We start from the raw sequence: 20,562 nt of genomic DNA, 5'->3' as shown, positions 1-20,562 counted from the left end.
CTGCACTAATTACGGGACGCGGCTCGGCCCCGTCGGTACAGCAGCGTGCCGCCCGCGAGCAGGGCGGCGCTGGCGGCCGAGGTCGCCAGCATGCCTTCGCTGCCGGTGTGGGGCAGCGTGGGGGGCGTACCGGGAGGGGTGCCCGGAGGCGTCCCCGGAGGTGTGCCCGGCGGGGTGCCGGGAGGTGTGCCCGGCGGGGTGCCGGGAGGTGTGCCCGGGGGCGTACCGGGAGGCGTACCCGGCGGAGTGCCGGGAGGCGTACCCGGCGGAGTGCCGGGAGGGGTGCCGGGAGGGCCCGGAGGTGACCCGGGCGGCGTGCCCGGAGGCGTCGTCGGGGGTGTGTCCCCGTAGCCTCCCGGGGTGTCCCCGTAACCTCCGTGCGTACCTCCGGGGCCTCCGTGCGTGCCACCGTGACCGCCGTGACCACCATGGCCGCCGTGACCACCGTGGGCCCCGTGACCGCCGTGACCTCCATGGCCCCCCTGGCCGCCGTGGGCCCCGTGGCCGCCATGCGGCTTCTCGCCCGCGCACTCGTTGCCGAACACGGGGTTGAGGGCGCTGATCACGTCCGCTGTGTTGCCGCACGCGTTGACCGGGACATCCACCGGTGCCTGGGCGTTGTCTCCCGACCCGACGCCGGGCGAACCGTGCGTCTCACCGTGCGCCGAGGAGCCGGAACCGCCGTGGCCCGGCGAGCCGCCGTACCCGGAACCGTAGTCGGAGCCGTAACCCGACCCGTAGTCCGAGCCGTAACCCGACCCATGGTCCGAGCCGTAGCCGGAGCCGTACCCGCCCCAGTCGTCGGAGTCGTCGGAGCCGTAGCCCGGCGAGCTCTCGTGGTGGGAGGAGTGGTGCGGCGCACCGTGCGACCCGTGTCGGTCGGACTCGTGGGCGCAGGAGTTCCCGAAGGCCGGGTTGAGCGCGGCGGCCACGTCGACGGAGTTGCCGCACGCGTTCACCGGCACACTCACCGGGACCTCGACGTTGTTGCCCGACGCGACGCCGGGCGAGTCCGAGGCCCCGGCGACCGCGTGCGAGTCGGCGAGGGCGGGGGTGGCGTACAGGGAGAGGATGCTCGTCGCGGCCGCGGCCACGACCATTCCCTTGCTCAGGGTCTGTCGCAATCTCGTTGTCTTCCTACTTGAAGAAGTTGGAAAAGCCGGCCTTGGAACCGAAAGTGCGTTCCAAGGCCGGCTTTTGACTCAGCCGAGACGGCTGGCGTGACGCTGCGTCAGTCGTTGATGCAGCGGTTGCCGAACGCGGGGTTCAGCAGCGCGATGACGTTGACCGAGTTGCCGCACACGTTGATGGGCACGTGCACGGGAACCTGGATCACGTTGCCCGAGAGGACACCGGGGGAACCGACCGCGGCACCGTGGGCGTCCGCGTCCGCGAAGGCCGGGGCGGCCATGCCCAGGGCCATGATCGCGCCGGCGACGAGAGCAGCGCTCTTCTTGTGCTTCACGTACTTTCCCTTCTCTGCGGTCATGCCCCTTTGACGGCCGAAACCGAGCGAGCACAGCATGAACGGCTCGCACCATGACCTGCAGCCTGTAAACGAGGGATAGACCTCGGAGGAAACTAAAGAACGTGAGTCGCTTGGGAATTCACTCGAATCGCCCTGCACAAATACACCAGGGGAGCCTCACGCGCGCAGAAACGCTTCTCTAAAAGCGTCGGACAACAGAGGGGAGCAAGGGGGAAATCACGAAAGAGCCCGAGCGGCCCGCGCGCATGCGCAACGGGCGGCCCGAGCCGCTTCGTGACGGCAGATCGACTGGCGGGAGATCAGCCGGCGAAAGGTCAGCTGCCCTTGGCGCCGTTGCCGGAGAGCACCGGGATGTTGTCCAGGATGTGCGAGAGCGGCTCGTCGCCCTTGGCCTGGGTGGAGTTCTCCGCGCACTGCTGGTTCTGCGGGGCCGACAGGACCGGGACGTCCTGCAGCACTGTGACCGGCACCAGAATGCCCACGACCGAACCCACGTTGACCTTGGCCGGAAGGCCGACGCAGAGCTTGTTGAGCGAACCCTGGGCGAGCGAGAGCTGGGGGCTCATGAGGCCCTCGGTCTTGGCGTTGCCGTACGACTGCACGGCGCCGTTGCCGTTGGTGGTCGTGACGCCGTTGTCGTTGCCGATCGCCAGCGCCTGGGGCGCGGCGGCCGCCGAGACACCGACGACGGAAGCCGCGACCGCCACAGCGGCCATTGACTTCTTGAGCATTTTCTCCGGTCCTTTCCTGGCTGGAGACCCATGTTCCTGCTCCCCCTCAACCGGAGCCCGCGGAAATGGTTGCGCGATGTCACCCGGACGGCTCGTTCGACGTATCCGGATTCACGGGAGAATCTCGCGCGCGTACGCCACTCAACGGACCCTTCAATGGGGCCATTGGAGTGAATGAGAGCAACCACCGGGCCCTGACGGAGTTGTCCAGAGCGCTCCGGTGGACGGGGTTACTCCAGAAGGGACCATGCAAGTGATCAAGAAGGTTATGGCTGCTGCGGCTGTCGCCGCTTCCGTCGTCGGAGCCTCGGCTGCCGCCGCGCCCCAGGCGCTGGCGATCGGCAACGACGGTGGCGTCACCACCACGAACGGCAACGGGTCCGAGCAGGTCTACGGCAACCAGGCCACGTACGGAAAGATGAGCCCGCAGATGGCGCTCATCCAGGGCTCGCTGAACAAGCCCTGCATCGGTCTGCCGGTCAAGGGCAACGTCGGCTCGGTCGTCGGCCTGGTTCCGATCACCGTCGCCCAGGACGTGCCGATCCTCTCGGCCCCGCAGAACCAGCAGTGTGTCGAGAACTCCACCCAGGCCAAGGGCGACGAGCCGCTCTCGCACATCCTGGACAACATCCCGGTGCTCTCCGGCAACGGCGCCAAGAACAGCTGATCTCCTCGGCAGCACGTGCAGCGGGCCGCCGGTCCTCCGGTGGCCCGCTGTCGCTGTCGAAGACGCGTCGTCGGTGACGCGTCATCACTCCGGTCCCGGAGTAACCCTGTGGGCCGATCGGGGCACACCCCGCATCCACGCCACTCACCACGTTGTTGATCACTGTGCGGCTCCGCAACGGAGTCCGCTCTCCGAAGGGAACGAACATGAAGAAGCTGTGGGCGACCGCGGCCGTTGCCGCCTCCGTCGCCGGTATCGCCGGTGCCGCCGCGCCCCAGGCGATGGCCATCGGCAACGATGACGGTGTCACCACCACGAACGGCAACGGCGCCGTTCAGAAGTACGGCAACCAGGCCACGCACGGCGACATGAGCCCCCAGCTCTCGCTCGTCCAGGGCACCCTGAACAAGCCCTGTGTCGGCCTGCCGGCCAAGCTCAACGTCGGTTCGGTCGTCGGCGTGGTCCCGATCACCGTCCTGCAGGACGTGCCGATCCTCTCGGCCCCGCAGAACCAGCAGTGCACCGAGAACTCCACCCAGGCCAAGGGCGACGAGCCGCTCTCGCACATCCTGGACAACATCCCGGTCCTGTCGGGCAACGGCGCCAAGGACAGCTGACCCTCTCGGCACCCCGCACAGCGGGCCGCTCCTCGGAGCGGCCCGCTGTCGCCATGTCCGGACCCGGGTCGCCTCTCAGGTCCGGTAGAGCGCCTCGATCTCCTCCGCGTACGCCGCCGTCACCGCGTGCCGCTTGACCTTGAGGGACGGGGTGAGCAGGCCGTTGTCCTCGGTGAACTCGCCCGGCACCAGCCGGAAGGCGCGGATCGACTCGGCGCGCGAGACCGCCTCGTTCGCGTGGTCGACGGCCTGCTGGACGTCGGCGCACATCGCCGGGTCCTCGGCGAGTGCGGACAGCGGGGTGTCCGCGGGAAGTCTCCGTACGGCGAGCCAGTGGGCGACGGTCTCGGGGTCCAGGCTGATCAGGGCGGCGACGAACGGGCGGTTGTCGCCGACGACGAGGCACTGGCCGACGGGGGCGCGGCCGCGCAGCCGGTCCTCCAGGACGGCGGGTGAGACGTTCTTGCCGCCGGAGGTGACGATGATGTCCTTCTTGCGGCCGGTGATGGTGAGGTAGCCGTCCTCGTCGAGGGCGCCGAGGTCGCCGGTGGCGAACCACTCGTCCTTCAGCACGGCATCGGTCGCGGCCGCGTTGTTCCAGTACGCGCCGAAGACGATGCCGCCCTTGACGAGGACCTCGCCGTCGTCGGCGATGCGGACCGCTGTGCCGGGGACAGGCAGGCCGACCGTGCCGGGGCGGGGGTCGAGGGGCGGGATGACGGTGGCCGCCGCGGTGGTCTCCGTCAGGCCGTAGCCCTCGTAGACGATGATTCCGGCGGCGGCGAAGAAGAGGTTGAGGTCGCGGTCGAGCGGAGAGCCGCCGCTGATGGCGTAGCGCGTACGGCCGCCGAGCTCCTTGCGGATGCGGCGGTAGACCAGCAGGTCGTACAGCGCCCAGGCCGCGTACAGCCGAGGTCCCGGTCCCCTGCCGCGGCCGAGAACCCGGTCGAGGTACGCCGCACCGAAGCGGACGCCGATGCGGTGCGCGCGGTCGAAGGAGGTGGCGCGGCCCATCCTCTCGGCGGTGGCGCGGCCGGCGGCGTGGATCTTCTCGAAGAGGTACGGCACCCCGATGAGGAAGGTGGGGCGGAACTCCCGCAGGGCGGGCCGGAGTTCGTCGGGTTTGAGGCTCGGGCAGTGGCCCAGCTCGATGCGGGCCATCAGGCAGGCGATCTGCAGGCTGCGGCCCATGATGTGGGCGAGCGGGAGGAACAGGAGGGTCGAGGCGGGCTGGTCGGTGACCTCCATGAGGAGGGGGTGGAGCAGCTCGACCGTGTTGGCGGCCTGGGCGTGCAGGTTGGCGTGGGTGAGGACGCAGCCCTTGGGCCGGCCGGTGGTGCCGGAGGTGTAGCAGATCGTGGCGATGGTGTCGGGGGTCAGGGCCGTACGGCGCTTGGTGACCTCCTCGTCGGGGAGGTCCCGGCCCAGGGCGGTGAGTTCGGGCAGGGCGCCGGCGTCCAGGACGTACAGGCTCGGGGGTTCGGGGTGACCGGCCGTGCCGGCCTTGACGGTGTCCGCGTTCTCGGCGGTCTCGGCGATGACGAGGCGGGCGCCGGAGTCCCGGACGATCCACTCCACCTGCTGGGCGGACGAGGTGGCGTAGACGGGGACGCTCTGGCCGCCGGCCGCCAAGACCGCGAAGTCGAGAACCGTCCACTCGTAGCGCGTGCGGGACATCACGGCGACCCGGCCGCCCGGTTCGAGGCCGGCTGCTATCAACCCCTTTGCCGCGGCGGTGACTTCGCGGGCGAAGTCCGCCGCGGTCACCGGGCGCCAGGCGCCGTTCTCGTTGCGGCGCAGGACGACGGTGCCCGGGGCCTCGGCCGCGTTGGTGTAGGGGAGGTCGGCGATGCTGCCGGTGGTGGCCTTGGGCACCAGGGGGGCGGTGCGCGCCTCGCGGACCGTGCCGGTGTCGTCCCTGATCAGTTCGGTGCTGCCGCGGGCCGCCAGGTCGGCGCGTCGCCGTGCCCGTCGCAGATCCTTGTGTACGCCCATGACGACTCCCGGTGCTGACTCAAAGTGTCCGCGTGCTGACGTGTCGGCGCGTGCAGGTGCCGGGGCGTCAACTTACTCGCGCGTAGGGTGCGGTCAATGGGGCCTGCGCGAACTGATCCTGGGACGGCGGGTGTTCGGCTCTCAGTCCCTGGACCGGGCGGCCGTTTCGACGGCGTCCGCCAGCTCGCGTACCGCTTTGTCCTCCGTCGTACCGGCCAGCGTGTCGGCGCGGTCGGCGAGTCGGGAGAGGGAGGGGCGGTCCGGGAGCTGTGACCAGCGCTCGTCGCCCGAGCGGAGGGCGTCGGCGAAGTACCCGGCCACGGCGGCCACTTGGAAGCGGGCGGGCGCGGACCACAGGTCGTCGCCGAGGGCGCCGGTCTCCAGCCGGCCCGACTTCTCGTGCGGGGCGCGGGTGTCGGGGTCCAGCCAGCGGACGCTCGCGGTGGCCAGGTGACCGGAGGAGCCCGGCCTGGTGCGGACCGCGTACAGCGCGGTGACCGTGTGGCCGGGGCCGACCTCGCCGCCGTCGACGCGGTCGTTGCGGAAGTCCTCGTCGGCGACCTTGCGGTTGTCGTAGCCGATGAGCCGGAACTCCCTGACCGTCTCCGGGTCGAAGGCGACCTGCGCCTTGGCGTCGCGGGCCGTCAGGTCGATGTTCTGCGGGAGCTGGTCGCAGAAGACCGTACGGGCCTCGTCCTTGGTCGCGACGTATGCCGTGTGGCCGTCGCCCTTGTCGGCGAGGCGCTCCATGAGCGCGTCGCCGTAGTCGCTGCCGACGCCGACGCCGAACAGGGTGATGCCGTGCTCACGACGGGCGCCCGAGATGCGTTCGAGGATCGAGTCCGCGTCGGTGTCGCCGGTGTTGGCGAGCGCGTCCGAGATCAGGACGACCCGGTTGGTGGCGCCCTTGCGCAGACCTTCGACGGCGGTGTCGTACCCGGTGCTCACGCCCGCGCCGAGGTTGGTCGACGAGCGGGACTCCAGGCTGTCGACGGCGTCGTGGACGCGGCCGCGGTGGCCGCCGAGGCGGGTCATCGGCAGGACGGTCTCGGCCTCGTCGCTGAAGGTGACCAGGGCGACCGAGTCGTCGTCGCGCAGCCGGTCCGTCATCACGTCGAGGGAGTCCTTGGCCAGGTCGAGGCGGCCCGGTTCGTCCATGGAACCGGAGATGTCGATGACGAAGGTGAGAGCGGCGGGCGGGCGTTCGCGGTCGTCCTCGGCCGCACGGGTCGCGAGGCCGACCCGGACGAGCGACCAGCCCTCGTCGTCCGTTCGGGCGCCGTCGACCGTGACCGAGAAGCCGTTGCCGTCCGGGCGCTCGTAGTCCTGCCGGAAGCTGTTGACGAACTCCTCGGGGCGGACGGTCGACGGGTCGGGCATCCGGCCGTCGGCGAGGGTGCGGCGGGCGTAGCCGTAGGAGGCGGTGTCCACGTCGAGGGCGAAGGTGGAGAGGTAGTCGGGGGACGCGGACGGGGCGATGTCCCGGTTCTCCTCGCCCTTCTGCTCGCCGTCCTGGTCGCTGTTCCGCTCGCCCTGGCCGGCACCCGTGGGCTGGGCGGGGGCGGGCAGCCCACCGGTCGAGCCGCCGGTCCTGCTCGCGCCGTTCGACGTGCCGTCGTGGTCGCCCGCGCCGCCGCCGCAGCCGGTGAGCAGCAGGCCGCCCGTGACGGTGAGCGCGAGCAGCGCGCCCCGCAGTCGCCGTATGTGATCCGTCCCCATCCGTGCCCCCTCGGTGAGTCACCTGTCAGCCGGTGTCCAGTGATGTCTGGGGTTCGACATCTGTGACTGTGACGTCCGAGGGGGCCCGGATGTGCGGTACGGGGTGTTGCGGATGGATCTCGAAGCGGCCACGGTGAAGGGCCGCCGATACCGGTAGGTGATCCTCCGGAGACCTACGACACGATGTCCTTGTGCCGGAAACCGCGGAAGGCCAGGGCGAACAGCACGAGCGCGTACGTTATCGAAATCGCGGTGCCCTGGATCATGCCTCCCCACTCCGGAGTGGGCTGGACGGCGTCGGCCCAGGCGAACTGCCAGTGCGCGGGCAGGAAGTCGCGCCAGTCGCCGAGCGCGGTCACGGCGTCCAGGACGTTCCCCACGATCGTCAGCCCGACCGCTCCGCCCACCGCACCGAGTGGCGCGTCGGTCTTGGTCGACAGCCAGAACGCGAGCCCCGCGGTGACCAGTTGGGACACGAAGACGTACGCCACCACCACCAGCAGGCGCTGGGCGGCGGTGCCCGCGGAGAGCGCGCCGCCGGTGGGGATCTCCAGCGGCCCCCAGCCGTAGGCCGCCGTGCCGACCACCAGCGCGACGACCGGCAGCAGCACCATCGCGGCGAGGCTGAGGCCGAGCGCGACGGTCAGTTTGGACCACAGCAGACGCGCCCTCGGCACCGGGGCGGCCAGCAGATAGCGCAGTGAGGACCAACTCGCCTCGGAGGCGATCGTGTCCCCGCAGAACAGCGCGACGGGGATCACCAGGAGGAAGCCCGCGGAGACGAACAGGTTCACCGCGGCGAAGTTCGCGCCGGACGCGGTGGCCGTGTCCATCAGCGTCACCTGCCCGTTGCGCGCGCCCGGTTCGCCGCCCACCGCGAACGCGATGACCAGCACGAAGGGCAGCACAGCGAGGACGGCGCCCATGACGAGGGTGCGGCGCCGCTTCAACTGCCGTACGAGTTCGACGCGCAGCGGCAGTGTGCGCCGCGCCCGGTAGCCGGAGGCGACTTCGGTGTGCTCGGCGAGCGTGCTCATGCGGAGCCTCCGATCAGGGTGAGGAAGGCGTCTTCGAGGCGGCGGTGGGGGCCGACCGACTCCACCGGCACTTCGAGCCGGACGAGCTCCACGACCAGGCGCTGTGCGCTTCCGCCGGGGTCGAGACGGACCAGGATGCCGCCGTCCGCGAGGGCGGCCGAGGCCACGCCCGGCAGGGCGCCGACCTTGTCGGCCACCACCTCCTCGACGGGCAGGGCGGTGCCGACGAGCAGGGTGTCGCCGGAGCCGATGATCTCGGCGACGGGGCCCGCCTGGACGAGGCGGCCGCGGTCCATGACCACCAGGTGCGTGCAGGACTGCTCGACCTCGGCGAGGAGGTGGCTGGAGACGATGACCGTGCGGCCGGCCGCCGCGTAACGGATCATCACCTCGCGCATCTCGCGGATCTGCGGCGGGTCGAGGCCGTTGGTCGGCTCGTCGAGGATCAGCAGGTCCGGCAGGCCCAGCATCGCCTGCGCGATGGCCAGGCGCTGGCGCATGCCCTGGGAGTACGTGCGCACCGCTCGGGCCAGTGCGTCGCCGAGGCCCGCGATCTCCAGGGCCTCCTCCAGGTGGGCGTCCTCGGGCGGGCGGCCGGTGGCCTGCCAGTACAGCTCCAGGTTCTCGCGCCCGGTCAGGTGCGGGAGGAAGCCCGCGCCCTCAACGAAGGCGCCGACCCTGGACAGTACGGGTGCGCCGGGGCGGATCGCGTGGCCGAAGACGCGGATCTCGCCGCCGTCCGGCTTGATCAGGCCCATCAGCATGCGCAGTGTCGTGGTCTTGCCCGCGCCGTTGGGGCCCAGCAGGCCCAGGACCTGGCCCTTCTCCACGCGGAACGCGAGCTCACGCACCGCGTACCGGTCCGCCGACTTCGCGTACCGCTTGCTCAGGTCGGTTATCTGCAGCGGGACTTCGGCCAGTCCGGGATCGGGCGCCGGGGTCGTCGTACGGCGGCGGCCCGTCAGCAGGAGCGCCAGGGCGAGGACGGCTCCGGCCAGCGGCAGCCACCAGACCCAGGCGGGCAGCGGGGCGGCGGCGGTCGTCACGCCGGGGGCGGTCGGGACGTGCAGGTCGCCCTTGAGGGTGACGGTGTACGTCGCCGGGGCCGCCGGTGAGGCATAGCCGAGGTCGGTGGAGGCGAGGACCAGGCGGAGCCGGTGGCCCTTCTGCACCTCGTGGTCGACGGCCGGGAGGGTGAACGTGACGTCCTTGCCGGACTTCGCGTTCTCGACGCGGAGCGGGGCGACCAGTTGGGAGGGCAGCACCTGTTGGGTGCCGCCGGGGCCGACGTCGTACACCTTCCCGAAGAGGACCGCGTCGTCGGTGGTCGACTTCACGTGCACCGTCGCCGTGGGCGAGCCGGTGATGCGCAGGTCGCGCGTCAGCGTCGCGGAGTCGAACTTCGCGAACTGACCCGGGAAGTCCAGGGAGACGCCCACGCCGAGCGCCGAGAGCTGGGAGAGGCCGCCGGTGCCGCCGAGGCCGGGCAGCGCGGAGATCGCGGGCGGGCTCGCCCCGGCCGGGTTCTCGAAGCTCTGCTCGCCGCCGCTCAGCGCGACTGTGTGCTCTCCGCTCGACAGTCCGGGGTAGGCGTCGCCGCTCGCGCCCCGCAGCCGGGCGGCGCCGTCGGTGGAGTCGATGCCGCCGGTGCGGGTGACGCGGAAGGCGGGGCCGGTGTCGACGTTCGGCTCGTCCTTCAGGTAGCGGTCGAACCAGGAGCCGACGCGGGCCTGGACGCGGTCCGCCTCCCGGTCGCCGCCGTCGTGCCCGCCGGAGATCCAGTCGACGTCCACGGGTGCGCCGTTGGCGCTGATCGCCTTGGCCATGGCGTCGGCCTGGCCGAGCGGGAAGAGGGAGTCGGACTGGCCCTGCACGATCAGTGTGGGCACCTTGATGCGGCCGGCAACGGCGGAGGGGCTGCGCTCCTCAAGGAGTTTCTCGGCCGCCGCGTCGGGCTTCCCGGACTCCGCGACCCGGTTGTACATGGCGCACAGCCGGTCCTCGAACCGGTCGCAGCCGCCGCCGGAGTTGATGAAGATCCCGGCCCAGAGCTTCTTGAAGACGCCGCTCGGGAACAGGGCGTCCGACAGGTTCCAGTACGTGATCGAGGGGGCGATCGCGTCGACCCGCTTGTCGTACCCGGCGGCCAGCAGGGAGATCGCCCCGCCGTACGAGGCGCCGGTGACGCCCACGCGCGGGTCGCCGGCCTTGTCGAGGCGGACCTCCGGGCGCTTCGCCAGCCAGTCGATCAGCTTCGAGACGTCGGCGACCTCGCCCTTCGGGTCGTTCAGCCCGATCTTCCCGGTGGACCTGCCGAAGCCGCGGGCCGACCAGGTCAGCACCGCGTACCCGTCGCGGGCGAGTTTCTCCGCCTCGCCCTTCACGTCGTCCTTGCTGCCGCCGAAGCCGTGCCCGAGGAGCACGGCGGGGCGGCGGCCGGAGCCCTCGGTGAAGTACGACGTGTCGATCCGCACCCCGTCGCCCAGGGCCATCACACGGTCGGCGCGGTGCACGGGCGGGGCGTCGTCCGAGGCGACGGCCGTCCACGTGCCCACGCCGGCGAGCACGACGACGGCGGCCGCGGCGGCGATCCAGCGCCGCGGCCCCCGCAGTGCGGGCCCGCGCAGTCGGGGCAGTCGAAGATCCATGTGTCAACGGTACGGGCCGCCGCCGACAACCGATGCAGCCACCGGTCTGAACCCCTCGCCCTCCTGCGGGAGTACGGGGCTCTCCCCGCATACCGCGGCCGTGGTACGAACACCGCATGGAGATTCGCCGCGCCACCACCGTCGACGAACTGTCCGCCGCCGAGCACCTCTTCGACAACCCGGTGCGCCCCGAGTGGGCCGAGCGTTTCCTGACCACCGCCGGGCACCATCTCTTCCTCGCCTACGAGCAGGACGCTCCCGTCGGCTTCGTCAGCGGTGTCGAGACGGTCCACCCCGACAAGGGCACGGAGATGTTCCTGTACGAGCTGGCGGTCGCCGAACCGTTCCGGCGGCGCGGCACCGGCCGGGCCCTGATCCGTACGCTCGCCGCCCTCGCCCGCGAGCACGGCTGCTACGGGATGTGGGTCGGCGTCGACACCGGAAACGACGTCGCCCTCGCCACCTACCGCAGCGCGGGTGGCAAGGACGACGGGACGTGCACGGTGGTGACGTGGGACTTCGGGTAGTCCCGAGGACCTACGCCTGAGCGTCCTCCGGGATCGACACCAGCCAGCGGGTGTCGCGGCGCGGGCGCAGGTAGAAGGCCCAGTACAGGGTGGCCACGGCGGTGATGCCGCCGGTCCACAGCAGGTACGTCGTCTCCTGCTGACTCAGGATGTACGCGAGGACGGCGATCAGCAGCACAGGCACGGTGGGCCACAGCGGCATGCGCCAGGCGGGCGTGTGGCGGTGGTGCCCGCGCCGGGCGAGCAGCGCGGCCACTGCGACGAGCAGGTACATCGCCGTCACCGAGACGCCCGTGACGCCGTACAGGGTGTCCAGGTTGACGAAGCAGAGGGCGGCGCCGGGGACGCCGACCAGGAGGGTGGCGACCCAGGGGGAGCCGAAGCGGCCGAGGCGGGACAGGCCCTGGTTGACGGGCTCGGGCCAGGCCTTGTCGCGGGCCGAGGCGAACAGGACGCGGGAGTTCTGGATGACCATGACGATGCCCGCGTTGATGATCGCGAGGGCCACGCAGAGGCTGACGAAGGTGCCGACGGCGGAGTTCGACCAAGCGGTGACCATGGCGCTGATGTCGCCGCCGGTCAGGGTCGAAAGGTCGGAGGCGCCCATGGTGATCGCGACGACCGGGACCAGGATGATCACGGAGGAGATGGCGAGGGTGGCCAGCACCGTACGGGCGACGTTGCGGCGCGGGTTCTCCAGCTCCTCGGAGAGGTAGACGGCGGTCGAGAAGCCCTGGGTGACGAAGAGGGCGATGGCGAGGCCGGAGACGATCAGCATGGCCGTGACGGTGTCCGTGTGGCCGCCGGAACCCGCGACCTGCAGGGAGACCAGGCTGCCCGCCCCGCGCTCGCTGTGGGCGAAGCCCAGGACCGCCACCACGGCGGCGGCGATGACTTCGAGGACCAGGAAGACACCGGTGATCCAGGCGTTGGCGCGCAGGTCGAGCAGTCCGGCGAGGGTGGCGAGGATCATCACGCCGGCGCCTGCCATGGACGCGTTGAGGTGCACGATCGGTGCCAGGTAGTCGGCGGTGCCCATGGCGATCACCGGCGGCACGATCATCACGACCAGCAGGGAGAGCACGAAGACCAGCCAGCCCGCGAGCCGTCCGGCCAGCGTGGAGACCATGGCGTACTCGCCGCCCGCGCTGGGGATGAGGGTGCCCAGCTCCGAGTAGCAGAACGCCACGGCGATACAGAGCAGCGAGCCGATCGCGATGGTGAGGGCCGTCGCGGTGCCGAGCGAGCCGAAGAGGTCGGGGACGACCACGAAGAGCGTGGAGGCGGGGGTCACGCACGAGAGCGTGAGGAGGGTGCCGCCGACGATGCCTATGGAGCGCTTGAGCTTCTGGGGATTCCCGGTGGCCGTGGGGGCGGCCTGCGGGGCGGCGGTCTCGACAGGGCGGAGCGTGTCCGTCATGAAGCGGTTCCGATCGACTCGTGCGTCAGGTGATTCGGGCGGGAGCGCTATCGCCTCCGGCGGCTCGTGTCGTACGTCATCTGTCCGCTCCCGGTTGCCGAATAGAACCTCGACGAAAACCGTCACGTCAATGGGTGTTTACCTACGGAATCCGTTGACGACACGCCCCTCGACTGTCGTACAGAGCGCAACTGGTCAGTCCGAGCGGTTCCTTCCGCGCCTACGGGAACCGCAGCGGGCGCGCGCAAAAAAAAGCGGCCGTCCGCATGGCGGACGGCCGCTCGGGCCCGGCGGGTGACGCTCAGTGGTTGCGCGGGAAGCCCAGGTCGACGCCCGTCGGGGCCTCGGACGGGTCGGGCCAGCGGGTGGTGACGACCTTGCCGCGGGTGTAGAAGTGCGTGCCGTCGTTGCCGTAGATGTGGTGGTCGCCGAACAACGAGTCCTTCCAGCCGCCGAAGGAGTGGTAGCCGACGGGGACCGGGATCGGCACGTTCACGCCGACCATGCCCGCCTCGATCTCCAGCTGGAAGCGGCGGGCGGCGCCGCCGTCGCGGGTGAAGATCGCGGTGCCGTTGCCGAACGGCGAGTTGTTGATGAGGGCGACACCCTCCTCGTACGTGTCGACGCGCAGCACGCACAGCACCGGGCCGAAGATCTCGTCCTGGTAGGCGTCCGAGGTGACCGGTACGCGGTCCAGGAGCGAGAGGCCGATCCAGTGGCCGTCCTCGTGGCCCTCGACCGTGTAGCCGGTGCCGTCGAGGACGACCTCGGAGCCCTGCGCCGCGGCGCCCGTCACGTACGAGGCGACCTTGTCGCGGTGGGCGGCGGTGATCAGCGGGCCCATCTCGGAGGCCGGGTCGTTGCCGGGACCGATCTTGATCTTCTCGGCGCGCTCCTTGATCTTCGCGACGAGCTCGTCGCCGATCGAGCCGACGGCGACGACGGCGGAGATCGCCATGCAGCGCTCGCCGGCCGAGCCGTATGCGGCGGACACGGCGGCGTCGGCGGCCGCGTCCAGGTCGGCGTCCGGGAGGACCAGCATGTGGTTCTTGGCGCCGCCCAGCGCCTGCACGCGCTTGTGGTTCGCGGCGGCCGTGGTGTGGATGTAGCGGGCGATCGGGGTCGAGCCGACGAAGGAGACCGCCTTGACGTCCGGGTGCTCCAGGAGGCGGTCGACGGCGACCTTGTCCCCGTGCACGACGTTGAAGACGCCGTCGGGCAGACCGGCCTCCGCGAGCAGCTCGGCGACCTTCATGGCGGCCGAGGGGTCCTTCTCGGAGGGCTTCAGCACGAAGGTGTTGCCGCACGCGATGGCGATCGGGAACATCCACATCGGCACCATGGCCGGGAAGTTGAACGGCGTGATGCCCGCGACGACACCGAGCGACTGGCGGATCGAGGACACGTCGACCCGGGAGGCCACCTCGGTCGACAGCTCGCCCTTCAGCTGCACGGTGATGCCGCACGCCAGGTCCACGATCTCCAGACCGCGGGCGACCTCGCCGAGCGCGTCCGAGTGCACCTTGCCGTGCTCGGCGGTGATCAGCTCGGCGATCGCGTCACGGTTCGCGTCGAGCAGCGCGCGGAACTTGAAGAGGATCGTGGTCCGCTTGGCCAGCGACGAGGTGCCCCACGTCGCGTAGGCGTCCTTCGCCGCGGCGACCGCGGCGTCCACCTCGTCGACGCTCGCGAAGGCGACCTTCGTGGTCACCGCGCCGGTCGCCGGGTCGGTGACCGGCCCGTACGTACCCGACGCGCCCTCGACGGTCTTCCCGCCGATCCAGTGGTTGACGATCTTCGTCATGCCGAAAACTCCCTCACAGATGGCGGCGTCGGGTTGAGACGTGCCGGTCGTACTCCTCGCGTGCCTTGACCGCCGACGAACGGGTCGCGGTCTCGGCCACAGGTACATCCCACCAGGCCTGGGCCGGGGGCGCGCCCGACACAGTGTCTGCCGTTTCGGTCTCCACGTAGACACATGTGGGAGTGTCGGCGGCGCGTGTCTCGGCGAGGGCGGCGCGCAGGTCACGCACCGTCTTCGCGCGTAGGACACGCATGCCCAGGCTGGCCGCGTTGGCGGCGAGGTCGACGGGCAGCGGCGCCCCCGTGTACGTGCGGTCCTCGGAGCGGTAGCGGTAGGCGGTGCCGTACCGCTCGCCGCCCACGGACTCGGAGAGGCCGCCGATCGAGGCGTACCCGTGGTTCTGCAGGATCACGAGCTTGATCGCGATCCCCTCCTGCACGGCGGTGACGATCTCCGTCGGCATCATCAGATACGTGCCGTCGCCGACCAGCGCCCACACGGGACGGTCGGGCGCGGCCAGCCGTACGCCGATCGCGGCCGGGATCTCGTAGCCCATGCACGAGTAGCCGTACTCGACGTGGTACTGGTCCGCGGAGCGCGCCCGCCACAGTTTGTGCAGGTCGCCGGGGAGCGAACCGGCCGCGTTGATGAGGATGTCCTCCTCGGTGACCAGTTCGTCGAGCAGGCCGAGCACCTGGGGCTGGGTGGGGCGCAGGTCCGGGTCCTCGGCCTCGAACGCGGCGTCGACCCGGTACTCCCAGCGCTCCTTGTCCTCCGTGTACTCGGCGACGTACGAGGCCGCGACCCGGTGCTCGTGCATCCGCAGCGCCACCGTGAGCTCCGCGAGGCCGCTGCGGGCGTCCGCGATCAGGGGCTGCCCGGAGAGCTTGTGGCCGTCGTAGGGGGCGATGTTGAGGTTGAGGAAACGGACGCCCTCGCCGGTGAAGAGGGTGCCGGAGGCGGTGGTGAAGTCCGTGTACCGGGTGCCGACGCCGATCACCAGGTCGGCGGTGCGGGCCAGCTCGTCGGCGGTCGCCGTGCCGGTGTGGCCGACGGCGCCCACGTCCTGCGGGTGGTCGAAGCGCAGCGAGCCCTTGCCGGCCTGGGTGGAGGCGACGGGGATGCGGGTCGTCGCGGCGAACTCGGCGAGCGCCTCCTCGGCGCGGCTGTGGTGCACCCCGCCACCGGCGACGATCAGCGGGCGGCGGGCGGCGCGGATCGCGCTCACGGCCTCGGCGAGCTCGCTCGTGTCGGGGCCCGGGCGGCGTACGGTCCAGGTCCGCTCGGCGAAGAACTCCTCCGGCCAGTCGTACGCCTCCGCCTGGACGTCCTGCGGAAGGGCGAGCGTGACGGCGCCCGTCTCGACGGGGTCGGTGAGCACGCGCATCGCCTGGAGGGCGGCCGGGATCAGCGCCTCGGGGCGGGTGACGCGGTCGAAGTACTTCGACACCGGGCGCAGGCAGTCGTTGACCGACACATCTCCGGCGTACGGCACTTCGAGCTGCTGGAGGACCGGGTCGGCGGGGCGGGTGGCGAAGGTGTCGCCGGGCAGCAGCAGGACCGGGAGGTGGTTGATGGTGGCGAGGGCGGCGCCGGTGACCAGGTTGGTGGCGCCGGGGCCGATGGAGGTGGTGACGGCATGGGTGGACAGGCGGCCCGACTGGCGGGCGTAGCCGACGGCCGCGTGCACCATGGCCTGTTCGTTGCGGCCCTGGTGGTAGGGCATGTCGTCGGCGTACTCGACGAGCGCCTGGCCGATCCCGGCGACGTTCCCGTGGCCGAAGATCCCCCAGGTGGCGCCGATCAGCCGCTGCCGGCTGCCGTCGCGTTCGGTGTACTGGGCGGCGAGGAAGCGCACGAGCGCCTGCGCGACCGTGAGCCTCGTCGTCGAGGTCTGCACCGTCATCGGTATCCCCCTGTGCTGTCTACGTGGTCCGGGTGGAAGCAGATCCGCCACTGCCGCTCGTCACCCGGCCCCGCCATCACGTTCAGGTAGTACATCGCGTGACCGGGCTGGGCGACGGACGGGCCGTGCCAGCCGTCGGGGACGAGGACGGCGTCGCCGGTGCGGACCTCGGCGAGGACGTCGGAACCGCCCTCGTGTGAAGGAGATACGCGCTGATAGCCGAATCCGTTCGGTCCGTCGATCTCGAAGTAGTAGATCTCCTCGAGTTCCGTCTCCTCGCCGGGGCGGTTCTCGTCGTGCTTGTGCGGCGGGTAGGAGGACCAGTTGCCACCGGGGGTGATGACCTCGACGGCGATGAGCTTGTCGCAGTCGAAGGCGTCGGCGGAGGCGAAATTGCGCACCGTGCGGGCGCAGTTGCCACTGCCTCGGTCTTCGACGGGAACCTCCGGCGCGGGGCCGTAGCGGGCGGGGAGTCGGCGCTCGCACTTCGCTCCTGCCAGGGCGAAGCGGCCTCCCGCGCCGGAGGCGATCTGAACCCGGGCGTCACGGGGCACGTACGCGAAGTCGGTGACCGACGCGAACACGCCTTCCCTGCCCAGGAGTTGGAACTCTCTATCCTCTGCACCGTCCCCTGTTCGCACGCTACAGGCACCGTTGAGCGGAAGCACGATCCACTCGCTGTCACCGGTGGTGAAGGTGTGCGTGCCGCCCGGCGCGAGCTCGACCACGCGCAGGCTGCTGTGGGTCCAGCCCGCGCGCTTGGGGTCGATGTCGACGGCGTAGTGCGGGCCGGCGGTGGCGCCCTTGGGGACGTACAGGTCGTTGGTCATGCGGCCCTCACAGCAGTCCTACGGCGGTGTCCACGGCCGCGGCCACATCGCCGTCCGCCGGGTAGAGCAGTGAGCGTCCGACCACCAGCCCCTGGACGGTGGGGAGTTGGAGGGCGCCGCGCCACTTCTCGTACGCGCCGTCCTGGTCCTCCCCGACGTCGCCGCCGAGCAGCACGGCGGGCAGCGTGGACGTCTCCATGACCCGGGCCATGTCGTCCGGGTTCTCGGTGACGGGCACCTTCAGCCAGGTGTACGCCGAACTGCCGCCGAGGCCGCTCGCGATGGCGAGGGACTTGGTGACGGCCTCGGCGCGCAGGTCGTTGCGCAGGGCGCCGGTGACGGGGTCGCGGTGACAGAGGAACGGCTCGACGAAGACGGGGAGCCGACGCTCGGCCATCTCGTCGATCACCCGGGCGGTGGACTCCATGGTGCGCAGGGAGCCCGGGTCGTCGTAGTCGATGCGGAGCAGGAGCTTGCCCGCGTCGAAGCCGAGCCGCTGGAGGTCCCTGGGGCGGTGCCCGGTGAACCGGTCGTCCAGCTCGAAGGCGGCGCCCGCGAGTCCGCCGCGGTTCATCGACCCGATGACCACCTTGTGGTCGAGCGCGCCCAGCAGCAGCAGGTCGTCGAGGACGTCGGCGCTGGCCAGCACGCCGTCCACGCCCGGGCGGGAGAGCGCGAGGCAGAGCCGCTCCAGGAGGCCGGCCCGGTTCGCCATCGCCAGCTTCCGGTCGCCTACGGCGAGGGCGCCGCGGGCCGGGTGGTCCGCGGCGATGATCATCAGACGGCCGGTGTCGCCGAGGAGCGGACGGCGCAGGCGACGGGCGGCCGCCTCGGCGACGGCCTCGGGGTGGTGGGTGCGGGTGCGGACCAGGGCGGGGATGTCGACGCCGCTGAAAGAGCCGGGGGTTCGCGGGATGCCCGGGGTGCCGCCGCCCGCTCCTGCGACGTGACCCGCCCTCATCGGACCGCCCCCGCCGCGAGCGCCTCCTCGACCTCCGCCGGGGTCGGCATCGCGGAGGAGCACTCCAGGCGGGACGCGACGATGGCGCCCGCGGCGTTCGCGTGCCGCATGATGCGCTCCAGATCCCAGCCGGCCAGCAGGCCGTGGCAGAGGGAGCCGCCGAACGCGTCGCCGGCACCGAGGCCGTTGAGGACCTCCACCGGCAGGGGCGGGACCTCGGCCGTCGTACCGTCGCGGTGCACCGCGAGGACGCCCTTCGGCCCCTGCTTGACCACCGCGAGTTCGACACCGGCGTCCAGGAGCGCGCGGGCCGCGGTGTGCGGGTCGCGCTCACCCGTGGCGATCTCCACCTCGTCCAGGTTGCCGACGGCGACCGTGGTGTGGCGCAGGGCCTCCGCGTAGAAGGGGCGGGCCGCGGCCGGGTCCTTCCAGAACATCGGGCGCCAGTCGAGGTCGAAGACCGTCGTGCCCGACTTCGCCCGGTGGGCGAGCGCCGCGAGAGTCGCAGTGCGGCTGGGCTCCTCGCTCAGGCCCGTCCCCGTCATCCAGAAGACGCGGGCCTCGCGGATCGCGTCCAGGTCCAGGTCGTGCGCGTCGATCTCCAGGTCCGGGGCCTTGGGCTGCCGGTAGAAGTACAGCGGGAAGTCGTCCGGCGGGAACACCTCGCAGAACGTGACCGGAGTGGGCAGCCCCGGGACCGGGGTCACCCAGCGGTCGTCCACGCCGAAGTCGCGCAGCGCCTCGTGCAGATACGTGCCGAAGGGGTCGTCGCCCGTCCGGGTGACCACCGCCGTGCGCCGCCCGAGCCGGGCCGCGGCCACCGCGACGTTCGTCGCCGAGCCTCCGAGGAACTTCCCGAAGGACGACACCTGCGGCAGGGGCACGCCCGTCTGCAACGGGTACAGATCCACACCGATCCGTCCCATGGTGATCAGGTCGTACGCCATCGACTTCCCTTCGCTGCCGCTGTCCCCCCATGGTCTAGTCGTCCGCGGGGAGCCCTGTCAATGTTTTGTCCAGACATTCGGACCAGAGCTTGACACCTCTCCCGGTCGGCCGGAAGCTGACGCCCATGACGTCGTTGTCACCGCGGCCTTCGCCCCAGTCCTCGCCTGCGCCTTCGCCTCAGTCCTCACTGTCCCGCATCCGGGTCGGTTCGGCTCCCGACTCCTGGGGAGTCTGGTTTCCCGACGACCCCCGGCAGGTGCCCTGGCAGCGGTTCCTCGACGAGGTCTCCGCGTCCGGGTACGAGTGGATCGAGCTGGGCCCGTACGGCTATCTGCCCACCGACCCGGCCGTCCTGAAGGACGAGACCGAGCGGCGCGGGCTCACCGTGTCCGCCGGCACCGTCTTCACGGGGCTGCACCGTGGGCCGGACGTGTGGGACTCCACCTGGGCGCACGTCTCGGACATCGCGGCGCTCACCCAGGCGATGGGCGCCTCGCACCTCGTCGTCATCCCCGCCTTCTGGCGCGACGACAAGAGCGGCGAGGTCCTTGAGGACAGCACGCTGACACCGACGCAGTGGCGGCACCTCACCACCCAGACCGAGCGGCTCGCACACGAGGTGCGGGAGCGGTACGGGCTGGAGATCGTCGTCCACCCGCACGCCGACACCCACATCGACAGCGAGGAGAACGTCGTCCGCTTCCTCGACGGGACGGACTCGTCGCTGGTGTCGCTGTGCCTGGACACCGGGCACTACGCCTACTGCGGCGGGGACAGCGTCAAGCTGATCGAGACGTACGGGGAGCGGATCGGGTACCTCCACCTCAAGCAGGTGGACCCGGCGATCCTGGCCGAGGTGCGCGCCGAGGAGATCCCGTTCGGACCCGCGGTGGCGAAGGGCGTGATGTGCGAGCCGCCGTCCGGGGTGCCCGCGCTGGAGCCGGTGCTGGCGGCGGCACAGAAACTGGACGTCGATCTCTTCGCGATCGTCGAGCAGGACATGTACCCGTGCGAGCCGGACCGCCCGCTGCCGATCGCGCAGCGGACCCGGGCGTTTCTGAGGTCGTGCGGGGCGTAGCCCTCGCCCGACACCGACCGCACCGACCGCACCGACGTGGGCCGTTTGCGTCACTCCTGTCACAAATAACGCACTCCTGTCACACATGTCCCGTGTACGCGGGTCTTGTGTCACACCCGGTCGACAGGGGCTGCCCGGCGCTCACGCTGCGTCGTTCACGGGGCACAGGCTTTGTGATCGCCAGC

The 20,562-nt window shown here is 71.1% G+C and carries 17 protein-coding genes; 4 read left to right on the top strand and 13 right to left on the bottom strand.

The window, feature by feature from the left end:
* Positions 1 to 5: 5 nt before the first annotated feature.
* From ACN6LB_RS07370 to ACN6LB_RS07360, 3 genes are all read right to left on the bottom strand, one after another.
* Entirely contained in the window at positions 6 to 1,124 is a 1,119-nt protein-coding gene (locus ACN6LB_RS07370; protein WP_445025065.1) for a chaplin, read from the bottom strand.
* 107 nt (positions 1,125 to 1,231) lie between these two features.
* Positions 1,232 to 1,489 carry a chaplin gene (locus ACN6LB_RS07365; protein WP_445025064.1) on the bottom strand — a complete coding sequence of 86 codons (258 nt, stop codon included), beginning with the start codon at positions 1,487 to 1,489 and terminating at the stop codon, positions 1,232 to 1,234.
* Between the two features lie 314 nt (positions 1,490 to 1,803).
* Positions 1,804 to 2,220, bottom strand: coding sequence for a rodlin (locus tag ACN6LB_RS07360; protein WP_356133024.1), 417 nt, complete (start codon positions 2,218 to 2,220; stop codon positions 1,804 to 1,806).
* A 253-nt stretch (positions 2,221 to 2,473) separates the two neighbouring features.
* Here ACN6LB_RS07360 and ACN6LB_RS07355 point away from each other — a divergent pair, with 253 nt between their 5' ends.
* On the top strand, positions 2,474 to 2,887 hold the full coding sequence (locus ACN6LB_RS07355; protein ID WP_445025063.1) for a rodlin: 414 nt from the start codon (positions 2,474 to 2,476) through the stop codon (positions 2,885 to 2,887).
* Positions 2,888 to 3,093: 206 nt separating this feature from the next.
* Positions 3,094 to 3,504: a rodlin gene (locus tag ACN6LB_RS07350; RefSeq protein ID WP_445025062.1), complete on the top strand. Its 411-nt coding sequence runs from the start codon at positions 3,094 to 3,096 to the stop codon at positions 3,502 to 3,504.
* A gap of 75 nt (positions 3,505 to 3,579) precedes the next feature.
* Here the strand turns inward: ACN6LB_RS07350 and ACN6LB_RS07345 are convergent, their stop codons facing one another.
* From ACN6LB_RS07345 to ACN6LB_RS07330, 4 genes are all read right to left on the bottom strand, one after another.
* A complete protein-coding gene (locus ACN6LB_RS07345) occupies positions 3,580 to 5,499 on the bottom strand; it encodes an AMP-dependent synthetase/ligase (protein ID WP_445025061.1) in 1,920 nt (639 codons plus the stop codon).
* Positions 5,500 to 5,640: 141 nt separating this feature from the next.
* Entirely contained in the window at positions 5,641 to 7,218 is a 1,578-nt protein-coding gene (locus ACN6LB_RS07340; RefSeq protein WP_445025060.1) for a YfbK domain-containing protein, read from the bottom strand.
* A 173-nt stretch (positions 7,219 to 7,391) separates the two neighbouring features.
* Complete coding sequence (locus ACN6LB_RS07335) at positions 7,392 to 8,255, bottom strand: ABC transporter permease (RefSeq protein ID WP_356133016.1); 864 nt, start codon at positions 8,253 to 8,255, stop codon at positions 7,392 to 7,394.
* On the bottom strand, positions 8,252 to 10,903 hold the full coding sequence (locus ACN6LB_RS07330; RefSeq protein WP_445025059.1) for an alpha/beta fold hydrolase: 2,652 nt from the start codon (positions 10,901 to 10,903) through the stop codon (positions 8,252 to 8,254). Before ACN6LB_RS07330 ends, ACN6LB_RS07335 begins: the two co-directional genes overlap by 4 nt.
* A 116-nt stretch (positions 10,904 to 11,019) precedes the next feature.
* Here ACN6LB_RS07330 and ACN6LB_RS07325 point away from each other — a divergent pair, with 116 nt between their 5' ends.
* Positions 11,020 to 11,430 (top strand): GNAT family N-acetyltransferase, encoded by a 411-nt coding sequence (locus ACN6LB_RS07325; RefSeq protein WP_445025058.1) that lies wholly within the window; start codon positions 11,020 to 11,022, stop codon positions 11,428 to 11,430.
* A gap of 10 nt (positions 11,431 to 11,440) precedes the next feature.
* Here ACN6LB_RS07325 and ACN6LB_RS07320 read toward each other — a convergent pair whose 3' ends face one another.
* The 6 genes from ACN6LB_RS07320 to iolC all read right to left on the bottom strand — a co-directional run bounded on the left by ACN6LB_RS07320 (position 11,441) and on the right by iolC (position 19,298).
* On the bottom strand, positions 11,441 to 12,850 hold the full coding sequence (locus tag ACN6LB_RS07320; protein ID WP_445025057.1) for an APC family permease: 1,410 nt from the start codon (positions 12,848 to 12,850) through the stop codon (positions 11,441 to 11,443).
* Positions 12,851 to 13,151: 301 nt separating this feature from the next.
* Positions 13,152 to 14,654, bottom strand: coding sequence for a CoA-acylating methylmalonate-semialdehyde dehydrogenase (gene mmsA, locus ACN6LB_RS07315; RefSeq protein WP_445025056.1), 1,503 nt, complete (start codon positions 14,652 to 14,654; stop codon positions 13,152 to 13,154).
* Positions 14,655 to 14,667: 13 nt separating this feature from the next.
* A complete protein-coding gene (gene iolD / locus ACN6LB_RS07310) occupies positions 14,668 to 16,560 on the bottom strand; it encodes a 3D-(3,5/4)-trihydroxycyclohexane-1,2-dione acylhydrolase (decyclizing) (protein WP_445025055.1) in 1,893 nt (630 codons plus the stop codon).
* A complete protein-coding gene (iolB, locus tag ACN6LB_RS07305) occupies positions 16,557 to 17,390 on the bottom strand; it encodes a 5-deoxy-glucuronate isomerase (RefSeq protein WP_445025054.1) in 834 nt (277 codons plus the stop codon). Before iolB ends, iolD begins: the two co-directional genes overlap by 4 nt.
* 7 nt (positions 17,391 to 17,397) lie before the next feature.
* Positions 17,398 to 18,270, bottom strand: coding sequence for a Cgl0159 family (beta/alpha)8-fold protein (locus ACN6LB_RS07300; protein WP_445025103.1), 873 nt, complete (start codon positions 18,268 to 18,270; stop codon positions 17,398 to 17,400).
* 77 nt (positions 18,271 to 18,347) lie between these two features.
* Positions 18,348 to 19,298, bottom strand: a complete 951-nt coding sequence (gene iolC, locus ACN6LB_RS07295; RefSeq protein ID WP_445025053.1) for a 5-dehydro-2-deoxygluconokinase — start codon at positions 19,296 to 19,298, stop codon at positions 18,348 to 18,350.
* Between the two features lie 125 nt (positions 19,299 to 19,423).
* Between iolC and ACN6LB_RS07290 the strand changes: the two genes are divergently transcribed.
* Positions 19,424 to 20,377: a sugar phosphate isomerase/epimerase family protein gene (locus tag ACN6LB_RS07290; RefSeq protein ID WP_445025052.1), complete on the top strand. Its 954-nt coding sequence runs from the start codon at positions 19,424 to 19,426 to the stop codon at positions 20,375 to 20,377.
* Positions 20,378 to 20,562 lie beyond the last annotated feature (185 nt).

This window comes from Streptomyces sp. SAS_270 (assembly GCF_052543295.1).
The sequence above is the reverse complement of the archived record's forward strand: the minus strand, read 5'-3'. Positions and strand labels throughout refer to the sequence as shown.

What these genes read in the sequence shown, in the direction of transcription:
- ACN6LB_RS07365 (WP_445025064.1), bottom strand. Translation starts at nt 1,489, where the DNA reads ATGACCGCAGAGAAGGGAAAGTACGTGAAGCACAAGAAGAGCGCTGCT.
- ACN6LB_RS07360 (WP_356133024.1), bottom strand. Translation starts at nt 2,220, where the DNA reads ATGCTCAAGAAGTCAATGGCCGCTGTGGCGGTCGCGGCTTCCGTCGTC.
- ACN6LB_RS07350 (WP_445025062.1), top strand. Translation starts at nt 3,094, where the DNA reads ATGAAGAAGCTGTGGGCGACCGCGGCCGTTGCCGCCTCCGTCGCCGGT.
- ACN6LB_RS07345 (WP_445025061.1), bottom strand. Translation starts at nt 5,499, where the DNA reads ATGGGCGTACACAAGGATCTGCGACGGGCACGGCGACGCGCCGACCTG.
- ACN6LB_RS07340 (WP_445025060.1), bottom strand. Translation starts at nt 7,218, where the DNA reads ATGGGGACGGATCACATACGGCGACTGCGGGGCGCGCTGCTCGCGCTC.
- ACN6LB_RS07335 (WP_356133016.1), bottom strand. Translation starts at nt 8,255, where the DNA reads ATGAGCACGCTCGCCGAGCACACCGAAGTCGCCTCCGGCTACCGGGCG.
- ACN6LB_RS07330 (WP_445025059.1), bottom strand. Translation starts at nt 10,903, where the DNA reads ATGGATCTTCGACTGCCCCGACTGCGCGGGCCCGCACTGCGGGGGCCG.
- ACN6LB_RS07325 (WP_445025058.1), top strand. Translation starts at nt 11,020, where the DNA reads ATGGAGATTCGCCGCGCCACCACCGTCGACGAACTGTCCGCCGCCGAG.
- ACN6LB_RS07320 (WP_445025057.1), bottom strand. Translation starts at nt 12,850, where the DNA reads ATGACGGACACGCTCCGCCCTGTCGAGACCGCCGCCCCGCAGGCCGCC.
- mmsA (WP_445025056.1), bottom strand. Translation starts at nt 14,654, where the DNA reads ATGACGAAGATCGTCAACCACTGGATCGGCGGGAAGACCGTCGAGGGC.
- iolD (WP_445025055.1), bottom strand. Translation starts at nt 16,560, where the DNA reads ATGACGGTGCAGACCTCGACGACGAGGCTCACGGTCGCGCAGGCGCTC.
- iolB (WP_445025054.1), bottom strand. Translation starts at nt 17,390, where the DNA reads ATGACCAACGACCTGTACGTCCCCAAGGGCGCCACCGCCGGCCCGCAC.
- iolC (WP_445025053.1), bottom strand. Translation starts at nt 19,298, where the DNA reads ATGGCGTACGACCTGATCACCATGGGACGGATCGGTGTGGATCTGTAC.
- ACN6LB_RS07290 (WP_445025052.1), top strand. Translation starts at nt 19,424, where the DNA reads ATGACGTCGTTGTCACCGCGGCCTTCGCCCCAGTCCTCGCCTGCGCCT.